We start from the raw sequence: 11,462 nt of genomic DNA, 5'->3' as shown, positions 1-11,462 counted from the left end.
GTTTTTTGTAATAAAAAAAGTTCCAGTTTTAGAAATAATTTTATATATTGCTATGCAAAATGGTGTTAGGGGGAGATTTCCTCGCATTCTTTTATACTTAACAATTGAATATATTTGTTTTTTTGAACAGGAGTCGCGTGGTGTCTGTATTTCCAGTAAATAAGAAGACATTTTTTAAATCTCTCTATATTGCCTATTTGATTGGCTGTATACGCCACATTCAATAGTTCATTCAATCCTTCCGGCAATAAAAGGGTTTCACACTTGTACAAAGCTTGCGCGTAACGAAAATCCAAATACAGCTTCTGCTTTAGCCAAAGGTCATTTTTTACAGCCATATCATCAATGGCATGTTTATACCAATCTAACAGCCTTTTCGCATCCTCTAATCGATTCAAATTCACATATGCTTCAAGCACCTTTGGCAATCCAACATACAGATCCTCTCTTTCTTCTAACCAATCAAGATACCCATCTGCATATTCCAGCTGCCCAAAATCTAAAAAAGCAGCAAATCGGTTGCCAGCGGCTATATCAGCAAAATAGTCGTTTACTTGAGCATATTGAGCCGTAAGAGCCAAGACTTCTTCAAGTGAACCTCCAAGGCGTGCTCTTGCAAAACTTTTATACATAAGAGCTCTTGCGTAATACTCGCCCTCCTTGACCATGTTCTCCAATCTCTCAGCGTAATACAGCACTTCTCCCCATTGCTCGCGTCTATAGTAAAACGCTGTGATCCATAAGTACGCATCCATTCTAACTTCTCTCGGCATACATACCAGATGCTCCAGCACATACGGAAGTGCATGCTTTCCGTTCTCAGTCATTCTCACAATATAAAATCTCCTGAAATAACTGATTGCCAATCGTTCTGAACAATCATTCATTTCATGTTCGATGATCAGCTCATAAAGAGGCAGCGCCTTCTCTTGTTTTTTTGCTTTAAATAGCTTCTCCGCGACTATAAAAATATAGGTTAAATAGTCGGCCCGGATCGAGTCTGATCTTTCTGCTGTCATGGCTTGGAGAAGATCAGAGCACTGGTTCTCATATCCATATGTATTACACTTATATAAAAACTGAATACTTCTTCGCTTGTCCAACCGTCTGTCCTCGTTAAAGCACTCCTCTGTATAATATGGATAGAGAGAACCTGCCTCCAATCCAAAAGCTTTTGTCATGTCATCCAGATGTTTTAGAGAAAGTGCTTGCTTATGGTTGAAAATACGGCTAATATCACTGATGTGCATGCCCGAAGTTTTTGCTAAGTCTATTTTTTTCCAATTATTCCCCTTCATTAAGTGTTGAATCTTCTGATACAAAGCTGTATTCATTCGTTTCACCCGCTATATTTTCTGAGGCCAATATATTGCTATAAAGATTTTTATTTTTCACAAACCAATTAGATATACAAGAGCATTATATTTAGATTTGATAGGATTTACTTTCTGAAATATTTCATCAAGTTATATTTGGGTCCTTAATTTTATGACACCTGCATTAATTCAGCGTCTCCAACATAAAAACCCCAGCTGTCTTCACATAAGAAGATTAGCTGGGGTCCTTAAACATATATTCATTTATAGAAATTAAGGTTCAATATCAATATCTAAAAAAGTAAGTTAGATGAACTAAAATTCATTCTTACATCTGATCTGCATGATTAATTGGAGGATCAAGCTGAATTTGTTTGTTTGGATAAATTTTAGAAATAACGGAAGAATCCAATAAACGTTTGATTTCATTTGCTTGCATTTCCATGGAAACTCCGTTCAACGCAGTTTTGTAAGTATGTTTGATCTTATAAGGGATATTTTTTTCAGCTAATACTGTTAGAAGGTTCCGAAACGTTAGATGACTTTGTTCAACTTGTCTTTTAGCTTCCTCTAATGTCAGTGTGATTCCTTTCTCTTTTGCTTCCAAAACAGCTATTTTTGCTGGCTTCGTTTTGAATTCGATGATAATGGAGACAATCTGATTACTTGAAAGGTCAATGGATGGATCTACCTTGACTGACGAATTCATCTTTTTTTCCACCACCTTGTCTTCTTTTCGATAGGCATTCTCTCCTTTAGTGTCCTGACAGCCACCTATAAACATAACTATTAAAAGAACTATAACATAACACTTCTTCCTGGACATTTTAACTCCTTCCTTTAAGAGCGAAAAAAAGAACTTTGCTAATTTGATAGAATTTTTCAAAAATATAATTTCATCAAATCTCAATATAATAGTACCAACACTGAAATAAAGAAAAGAAAAATTACTAGGGCAAATATTTTTAAAAATTCTACTTGCAGCTACGGGGTGAATTTTACATGTACGAAGGAAAAATCATTAAATTTTATCGTGAGAAAGCTAAATTAACACAACAGCAGCTTGGTGAGGGGATTTGCTCTGATACACATGTCAGTAAAATTGAGCGGGGGATGACAGATTATTCCCGGCAAATCACCTCGCTGTTTTCGAAACGGCTCGGGATTAATATTGAAGAGGAGGTAAAGCGATATAAAAATATAAAGAAGCTTTTAAATCGCTGGCATGATGCAATCATAAAGGAACTATTTAATGAAGCCAAAACGATTAAAGACGAGCTGGAAAAAGAACCTTTACTACAGATCACAGATTATCAAATTCTTTATGAACTGCTCAAGGCAAGGTACCATCTTTTGCATAATAATTTAGAACAGGCCGATATAATCATTAAAGTGATACAAATTAAACATAAAGATTTACCACCCTACGAGAGCAACTTACTAAAGCATCTCTTAGGTATTTACTACTTGTCTAAACAGGATATGATAAAAGCTGTAAATATATTAAAAACAATTAACGCTGAAGATTACAAGAATCCAGAGTATTATTTAAATTTAGCAACTGCTTATCTTGCCGTAAATTCAAAAGTAATGGCCTACTACTTTGCAGAGAAATCGCTGCAATATTTTATAAAAACCAATAATATCCTTAAAATGATTGATGCAGAAATGATCATGCTTATGACACGCGAAAGTGACGGGCTAAGTGATTTTCAAAAAATAGTCGAGCAGTATAAAGCATTAACTTATACTTGCGAACTATGCCACGCCCCTGATAAAAAGGCAAGGCTGCTGCACAACTTAGCATTTGAACACTATAGCAGACACGAATACGTAGATTCCAGCAGATTGTATCAACAATCAATGTTTCTTAAAGAAAAAAAATCAGCAATGTATTTAATCTCTTTAGAAGGGTTTATCCGCAGCTGCTTTGAAGGGAATCTATTATCTGATGATAAATTAAAAAAGCTTTGCCACGATGGTTTATCGACGGCAAGGGAAATTAATCAGTATTTATATATAATCAATTTTAAGCTTCTTCTCTATTTGATCAACAATCAACAGAGTGAATATTTTAGTTACTTAAGTTCTGAAGCTTTACCATATTTTAAAAAGTGTGGTTATGTAACTCTTGTACAGCGGTACGAAAAGGAACTATTTAATTATTATTTGAAAACCGACGAAAAAGGCAAAGCTCTTGAGCTAGCGGACATTTTAATTAATGCTGGCTGATAAAGGTGGTTCCGGAGTATTATAGAATACTGTTTTTTCAAAAATGCCAGGAATATCATCCTGGCATTTTTGAATACTTGTTATTCTTTTAGATTAAGACCAATGGAACGGAATAATTTTTGCAATGTAACCTTTCCATGTTTTTCTTTTGGCTTTTTATTCTCTTTGGCATCAGGTCCTTTTTCCAGGAAGTTTTTCTCGATGAATCGAAGATCATTTTCATCTACTTTTCCATCTTGGTTAATGTCTCCCTTGTTAACCCCTGCATTTTCTTTTCCGTATGAGAACACAGAGATAATCGCATCTTCGATATCAACCATCATGTCGCCATTCACATCACCAGCATAGCTTCTGTCCATATCTACATTCATTTGTACACCGGCTAGCTCTCCATCGACGTTGTCCACTAATTTCGTCGTTACTTTGCTTGAGAGATGGCCTGGTACCTTCACATAAATTTCATACTCTTTTTCTGATAACGGAAGGTTGTCGATTTTAAAGTATCCATTATTGTAAATTTCTGATGCCTCGTAGGTTTTACCATCTGCCGCTTTTGCATATACTTTCGCTCCTAGCTTAGAGTAGTCAATCGAATGATCCAATTGTCCATTTTCTTTGTAAAAAGCTTCAGGTTTAATAAATCCATTCACAATAGAGTGTCCAGCTAGAATCGTAAATAACTTGTCCTTAAATACACGGATATTTACAGGGTCTGAGTCTGATGTTTTCTTATATTTAAAAGTACGCGTTTCAAATGACAAGTCCTCTGATGCATAGTATTCGTCACCAATGACTTTAAATGTGACATCTAAGAATGGCAGATCTTTATGGATTTCCAGCTCATTCTGGTCAATCGAAGCCCCTACTTTGACGTTCCCAGCAGTGACTGCCGGTTCAGATAAATTAACTGATACTCTTTTTTGCTCAGCGTATTGCTTAAATTCCTCATTGACTTTAACATTTTCAAATTCAAACAAATGGTTATAAAAAGGGATGCTGAATTCCCCGGAGGCTAACTGCTGAACATTGTTCAAATTAAATGTCATGGTAATTTCGTCACCCAGACGGAGCTTATCTTTGTCATAACTCGGTACTACATACTCCGTTCCTTCTTTAATGAACATGTAATTTTTTATACTTTCTGGATATCCTTCAGATGCTGTGGCATTATCAAATACAAACACATTGGAATCTAAAAAAGACCTCTGGTCAATTATTTCCTTCGATGCAGGGAATCTGAAATTACCGTCCTTATCCACATTAAGGAAATAATGATTATAGAAGTTATATTCCCACCACATGACACCATTCCTAGATTGATCAATATTTACCCCTTTTTCTTTAAGGACATCGACAGTTGAGTCATACACATTCCCATGTACCCATACCGCTGGACCTTCTAACCCTTCTTCTTCTGTAAACATCGAATCATTTACTTCATATAGATCAGGTTCCATGTCAAGTTCCACTTTAGGAGGGGTATTGTCAATCATGACAATTGCGTCTTTACTGTGTGGATTCCCTTGCTCATCGTACCCAATCATTTGGAACGCATAATCTCCTTCAGGCAGTTTCACCTTTTTATCAGAAACTGGTTTCGAAAGATCATTGGTGAAAGGGTACACCTCTCCCTTAAAAATTTTATCCGCCCAATATTCAATACCAGTCGTTAAATGGCTTGCATTAAGTGTTCCTATTAATCCAATTGGTTCTCCGGTTGTTCCATCATTCACTAACACATCAATCGTCTTTAGTGGACTTGATAATTTGACGATTGCATTGGTATATGGAGTCGTATATGGATGCAACTTAGAGGTATCATTCGTAATCATCGGTCTTGTCAATACCATCTTTTCGAATCCTTTATCTGCCACACGGATTGCAAAAGGTATTTGGTAATTCTCTTCTTCATTGTTCGAATTTACAAGGTGAATGTATCCTTCATACCTTCCAAATTTCGCACTCTCTGAAACGCGAATTGTCGGCTCAATCTCTGCAGATTTTCCTGCTTCTATTTTCAAGGTACTTTGAATTTCTACATCTACGCCATTCGTTCCAGCATCTTGAATTTCTCCCTTAGCTGGTAAAAACTCTACATTAGTGGTGAATTCCTTTACATCTTCTTCATTGAGGTTTTGAATAATAACCTTTCTGCTGTCTTCAATCTGTCCGTCATCCTCTTTAAAGTGACTTCCAAAAGCAATTGAACCCGTTTCTTCATCGATTTCTACTAATTCACCATCTTGATCATGCATAGTTTTGTCAAGAACCTTAACCAATATATCCGAATGGACTGCCTCATGCACATCAATTCTGCCTGCACCAACTTCATTAACATAATATTCTCCATTCATTTCATCAGCTGTATTCATTAAAGATTCTTTCACTTGAAAAGGTGTATATTCTGGATGTTTTTGCAGGATGAGTGCTGCTGCTCCTGCTACGTGCGGAGAAGCCATAGAAGTTCCATTAAGACGACTATAAGCCATGTCGTAATTTTCCCCGTCCTGCGGATTATTCATAAATTCAGGGAAAGTCGAGAATACCGCCACACCTGGTGCTGTGACATCTGGTTTAATGTCATCATTACCGTTAGCAGGACCTCTCGAACTGAATTCCGCTAAGCGGTCCCCTTCTGTCTTGACGCTGCCTAACGATCCAAAGGTAATTTCTTTTTGTGATTTCAATTGTTCACCGTCAGCTTTTGATAGATGGAAAGCAGGCAGATAATTCACCCCTTCACCTAGAAAAACTGCTATCTCGCCATCCACATTGTTATAAACAATCGTCGCTTTTGCACCTGCTGCTTTAGCATTTTTCACTTTTTCATCGAAAGTTATGCTGCCGCGTTGAATGAGCGCTACCTTACCAGCTGCATCTATATTGTTAAAATCGCTTTGGGTGCCTATTCCTGCATCAACAATCGGCAAGGACAAATTCTTTAGATCTTCCAAGTTATCTGTATAACTTTGCGCTAACAGCTGCATGCTTGTTATTGTTTGGTCCCCAGCAATTGCATTAAACGTCGGGATGGTTAACGACATATCACTTGCACCGACTGTTATCCCCAGTGCTGCTGCTCCAGGGGATCCGAGTGTTTTTTCACCAGGGCCTGCGTTTCCTGCCGCAACAACCGCAACAACCCCCGAGAGCATCGCATTGTTAATGGCAATCGATGTTGGATTGAGAGGATCATTGACATTGGATCCTAATGATAAGTTGATAACATCCATTCCATCATTTACAGCCTTGTCAATGCCTGCCATGACTGCAGAGGTCGACCCACTTCCATATGGACCCAATACGCGGTACGCATATAGATCAACATCAGGGGCTACCCCTTTTACGGCTGATGCTGAGCTGTTTTCCTTTGATGCTGCGATGGACCCGGCTACATGTGTTCCATGGTATGTATAATAACTGGAACCATTGAATTCAGGCTTCCCGGAATCCTTCCACTCCTGATAAGTTGCCTCCATCGGGTCTGAATCATTATCGACAAAATCATATCCGCCTTTATAAGAGCTTTTTAAATCTGGATGGTTATAGTCAATACCTGTATCAATAACCCCTACTTTAATCCCTTCTCCTGTAATATTTTCCTGGTGAAGCTTGTCCGCACCAATTTGAGGAAGGCTGTCATCTGCCTTTGATGGAGCAGCTGACTTCACTTCTTCCGCCTCTGCCTCTACTGGGAGATCAAGCTTAACCTGGTCATCCTTCCAAATTCGTTTGACAACACCTGTACTGAGCAGCTCTTGCACCGCTGTTCCCGGCAATGCCATCGCTATACCATTGAATGTCTCATGGAATTCGCCCTTGATTTTGGCGTCCTTCATCTTTTCCTCATTTGGTCTATTCAGGCTTTTTATTTTTGTCCACTCTTTTTTAAACGTATCGTGATCGCTTTTTGCTTTATTTGTAGCGGCAGAAAGAGACATTCTTTTCCCTTTTACGGCTTGCTTTGCAACCTCTACCTTTGCGGGAGCCTGATTAAATTCAACGATTACGTTGACTAATTCAGAGCTCTTTTGATTTATATCCGGTGAAATGACGAACCCTGGTGTGATTTCAAGTTCTTTCAGCGCTTTCCTTTGCTCATCTGTTAGATTCATTAACATCCGCACTACTTTTTCTGGACTATTCTGGAAATTATCCTTGGCAATAGCATTATATGGAACACCTGTTGATAATAACAAACTAGCAATTATAGTGCCCTTTAGAATAGGTTTAGATTTTCCTATATTCATAACGTTCCCCCTGATCGTTATCAATTACTAATTGAAAGCTGTAAACTCGTAATAAAAAACAAATTAACAAACAACTAGAACATAGTTAAAAACAAATGGGTACCCTAGTAAAAATTTTATATAACGATCCCTAATGGGGCAATGGGGGGAATTGTTCCGTAAGCCTAAATTCATTAACTATCCAATCAAGATTATTCATAGAAAAATAGATCTATTTCATAATTTTTATTAGCTGCCTTACGATTAAAAAATAGCAAGAAATACCTACGGTTTTCTAAGGTGCAGATTGTGAATAGGATGGGGAAAGATATTTTCCATTATAAGCAATGTACTACTGACGGGTTAAAATAGAAAAGCGAATCTAGTATTTATTATTCTTAAACCCTTCCCTATTTTATTGGTTATCCAAATGCAGAAGGTAAAAAGACTAAAAAAGTACTATATGAGATTCCCCCCAAATGGTATAAATTATGTAAAACAAATTCTAGCTAAAAAGAAAGGACAGTCCGAAATTGGACTGTCCTTTTGAACACTTGCGGATTTGGGCTAATACCTTCTGTCTCACACCCAGGCTTCTACTAATGCAAAATCGTCATCAGCTGATCTGGGCATTAAAGTGAAACCTTCCGGTATTTCCTTTCTTATTGCATCTAAACTGACTCTCATGATTATATATTTTGTCGGCTTATCCATATCGAAAATTCGTGCAACAAACATTCCGCGATAATCTTTTGGATTTGAGAATATGCAAATAATTGGCATTTGATATTGATTGAAATTAATCTCTTCAAAAGAATTTATTAATTGATCCGAGTGTGCCATTTATCTATCTCTCCTTGTATTTTTTGTACATCATATTGAATACATACTGGCATAATGTCATTTTCACCATTTTATAATAGTCGCAAATTGATAGGAAGACATCCGTTATGCAAAATTAATATCGGCTAAAAAATAACAAGCCACCGTTTTGTATATTCAGTGGCTTGTTATTAATTTGTATTATAAAACTAATTAATATTTTGCTCCATCATCCATTTGTTTTGCTGTTACATTTAAGTTTGAGCTATACGTAACTCCCTGATATTCGTTGCCTGCATTTGCATCGAGTTTAATAGCGAAAGAGAGATCGATGTATTGGTCATCGTTTAACTGCCAGAACTCATGCTTCTCGCCCTCTTTTGATCCGTCGCCTAACACCATTTTCGGTTTTCCAGCTATGCCTTTGGCAGCTGGTTCTACATCTGCTTCATCTACAAATCCTACAATCATTTCAACTCCGGGAGCAATTTTCTTAGCTGCTGGCGTCACTTCATTGGTCGCTCCATTGAAAAGCTCTTCCAAATAGATTTTTGATTCTTCCAGGATATCTTCTGTCATTTCTTCTCCTTCTGAAAACTTATAGGCAATGTATCCAACCTTGTAGGCATCTAAGGGAACATCTGCGCTTAGAGTCTGATTGTATGTAGCTTTCAGGTAAGCATCCATATCTCCGGTGTTTTCAATTTTCAGCCACTCCCCATATTTTAATTGAGAAGGAGCAAACCCGGCAGCTTCGACAATTTTTGTCTGCATATCCTGGCTGTTGTTAATTTCAAGTGTGCCATTTGTAATCTCACCTGAAGCATTCGTTTGGGATGTAAACCAGGAATAGGTACCAAAACTCCCTGACACAACAATCGCTCCAACTAACGCACTTCCTAAAAAAGCATTTTTCAACTTAAACATGTGTATCCCCCTAATTATTCATTATGATTTGGTAAACCCTTCTTGCTTCTTCACTTGATTCATTTTTTCATAAACTGATAAACAAACATAACCCGTTAATGGAAGAACTATAAATAACAGAAAACCAATCGGACCCTTCGTATAGTTCGAAAGATAACCGAGCTTTGGAATATGAAACAGCACTTTTCCAGCTACGTCGCTTGCTGTTATAACATCTTCATCCGCCGTATTGTTGTTATCCCCTTTTGTATAAAATTGTCTTTCTCCATTTTTTTCAACGATAGATGTAATTCTATGGGTGATGAGATTTTTCTTTTCGTTGTAAAAGGAGATGATGTCACACTCTTTAAGATCCTCAACATCAATCTCTCTAATAATAATGACATCTCCCGCTTCAAGAACGGGAACCATACTATTCGACAATACCGTCAGCGGTTTAAATCCAAGTACGGTTAATGGCTTGCTGCTGCTAATGCTTGCAAAAATGGAAAGTATGATCATCATGATGAATAAAATAATTGCAACCGGGACTGCTTTTTTTACGAATAACATAACTTGTTCCAATCCTCACCCTCTATTCCTGTTTAATAGTATTTGTGGAAAATTGACAGATTTAATCGGAATTAAACCAATATTCTGATTCATGACTATATTATTGCACAGTTATGAAAAGTCCTGTATTGGGGGTTTGAGAGGGGTATTATCCATGAAAATGCAGGTATTTATTCCTAAAATTCCAGTATGTTGGTACGTTGAATTTAAATACTAACGACAGGATAAATTATACATGCCAAAATAACTACTCTAGAATACTTAGGCCGTTCCCCCAAGATTTGTCTGATTTAGGCTTTCACATTACACCGGCACTTGTTTTCCAGCACACAATCATACAGGCACCTATTTTTTCCAATGTAATAGGATATACAGAAGGAGTGATGGCAATGCCTTGGCAGCAAAAGATCAGATATTTAACAGGCCAGCCTGTTGGGATTTCATTCACCAATGGGCAAGGTGCAACGGGGGTTTTATGCGGAGTATCAGGTACAAAGGTTCTCGTTATTGAGTACTTGTATCAAGCGCAATTTGCCCTAAAACAATACGATTCGTTTATGATTCAGGATATTAACGGATTTCCGCCTTGCCACAACCAGCATCCCCTTTATTAACGAAATCAGCTTTCTTTATAACGCCTCGTATTTTTTATCCGTTGTGGTCAGGGGTTCGGGCCCCTTATTCCCCATAAAACAAAAAATCTGCAAGGATTGAAAAAGGCTGTTTAGTCCCCTTAAATTAGACAAAAAAACCTTCATGTTACCATGAAGGATAGAATGCTTGGAGGGGATTTTTTTCTAGGGGAAAGAATTATTCCTTTAATATTCCATATTAAATGCTTCACTATAGATTTTACGCAGCTTAGCTGAGTTGTCGTGCCACTTAATTGGTTTACCATTGACGATTTGGACCAATACATCCAGACACCTATGCCATCCTGCCGCGGTATTAACTGCCCATGAATCATCGTTAAAAGTATGGGTAAAGATCATTCGACACCCTTTATCCTCTTCCTGCAATGAAATGTTTATAAGATCATCAACTTCACGGAAACCAAATAAATATGGCCTTTCTAACTCTGTTATGGTAGCCATATATGCCGTTCCTTCACCATCATCGAAGGTAATGCTGCCATTCAGTCTGAGATCCATCTCCCCTGTTGCAAAAGGATACCATTGGGAGAAGTAACCGGGATTCGTAATGACACGGAAAACATCCTCTGGATTATGAGGAAAAAATCGTTCAAATTTTAAAGCATAACGACCTTTTGACCCATGTAATGTCCCATTTTCATTCATCTTTTCATCCTCCTTCTTCTACTCCTTTAAGTCTTTCTATTCACCACTAAAAAACAATCATCATATCGTGTTTTTCAGCAATATGA

9 protein-coding genes are annotated in these 11,462 nt (G+C 37.5%); 2 read left to right on the top strand and 7 right to left on the bottom strand.

Going from position 1 to position 11,462, the window contains the following annotated elements; translation table 11 throughout:
• Positions 1–65: 65 nt before the first annotated feature.
• Both ACXAD1_RS02085 and ACXAD1_RS02080 read right to left on the bottom strand, forming a co-directional pair.
• Positions 66–1,334 carry a hypothetical protein gene (locus tag ACXAD1_RS02085; RefSeq protein WP_474909306.1) on the bottom strand — a complete coding sequence of 423 codons (1,269 nt, stop codon included), beginning with the start codon at positions 1,332–1,334 and terminating at the stop codon, positions 66–68.
• Between the two features lie 310 nt (positions 1,335–1,644).
• Positions 1,645–2,025: a protease inhibitor I9 family protein gene (locus ACXAD1_RS02080; RefSeq protein ID WP_474909305.1), complete on the bottom strand. Its 381-nt coding sequence runs from the start codon at positions 2,023–2,025 to the stop codon at positions 1,645–1,647.
• A gap of 293 nt (positions 2,026–2,318) precedes the next feature.
• On the opposite strand from ACXAD1_RS02080, the gene ACXAD1_RS02075 reads away from it, so the two are divergent.
• Positions 2,319–3,548, top strand: coding sequence for a helix-turn-helix domain-containing protein (locus tag ACXAD1_RS02075; RefSeq protein ID WP_474909304.1), 1,230 nt, complete (start codon positions 2,319–2,321; stop codon positions 3,546–3,548).
• A gap of 80 nt (positions 3,549–3,628) precedes the next feature.
• On the opposite strand, the gene ACXAD1_RS02070 is transcribed toward ACXAD1_RS02075, so the two are convergent.
• The 4 genes from ACXAD1_RS02070 to ACXAD1_RS02055 all read right to left on the bottom strand — a co-directional run bounded on the left by ACXAD1_RS02070 (position 3,629) and on the right by ACXAD1_RS02055 (position 10,090).
• Positions 3,629–7,798: a S8 family serine peptidase gene (locus ACXAD1_RS02070; protein WP_474909303.1), complete on the bottom strand. Its 4,170-nt coding sequence runs from the start codon at positions 7,796–7,798 to the stop codon at positions 3,629–3,631.
• A gap of 561 nt (positions 7,799–8,359) precedes the next feature.
• Positions 8,360–8,620 (bottom strand): hypothetical protein, encoded by a 261-nt coding sequence (locus ACXAD1_RS02065; protein ID WP_474909302.1) that lies wholly within the window; start codon positions 8,618–8,620, stop codon positions 8,360–8,362.
• A 192-nt stretch (positions 8,621–8,812) separates the two neighbouring features.
• Complete coding sequence (locus tag ACXAD1_RS02060) at positions 8,813–9,526, bottom strand: hypothetical protein (RefSeq protein WP_474909301.1); 714 nt, start codon at positions 9,524–9,526, stop codon at positions 8,813–8,815.
• Positions 9,527–9,547: 21 nt separating this feature from the next.
• Positions 9,548–10,090, bottom strand: a complete 543-nt coding sequence (locus ACXAD1_RS02055; protein WP_474909300.1) for a signal peptidase I — start codon at positions 10,088–10,090, stop codon at positions 9,548–9,550.
• A 377-nt stretch (positions 10,091–10,467) separates the two neighbouring features.
• On the opposite strand from ACXAD1_RS02055, the gene ACXAD1_RS02050 reads away from it, so the two are divergent.
• Positions 10,468–10,692, top strand: a complete 225-nt coding sequence (locus ACXAD1_RS02050; RefSeq protein WP_474909299.1) for a hypothetical protein — start codon at positions 10,468–10,470, stop codon at positions 10,690–10,692.
• Positions 10,693–10,896: 204 nt separating this feature from the next.
• Here the strand turns inward: ACXAD1_RS02050 and ACXAD1_RS02045 are convergent, their stop codons facing one another.
• A complete protein-coding gene (locus tag ACXAD1_RS02045; RefSeq protein WP_474909298.1) occupies positions 10,897–11,376 on the bottom strand; it encodes an SRPBCC family protein in 480 nt (159 codons plus the stop codon).
• Positions 11,377–11,462: the final 86 nt, after the last annotated feature.

This window comes from Cytobacillus sp. ABV4_503 (assembly GCF_056158445.1).
Note: the sequence above shows the minus strand (reverse complement) of the source record. Positions and strands in the feature narration are given on the sequence as shown.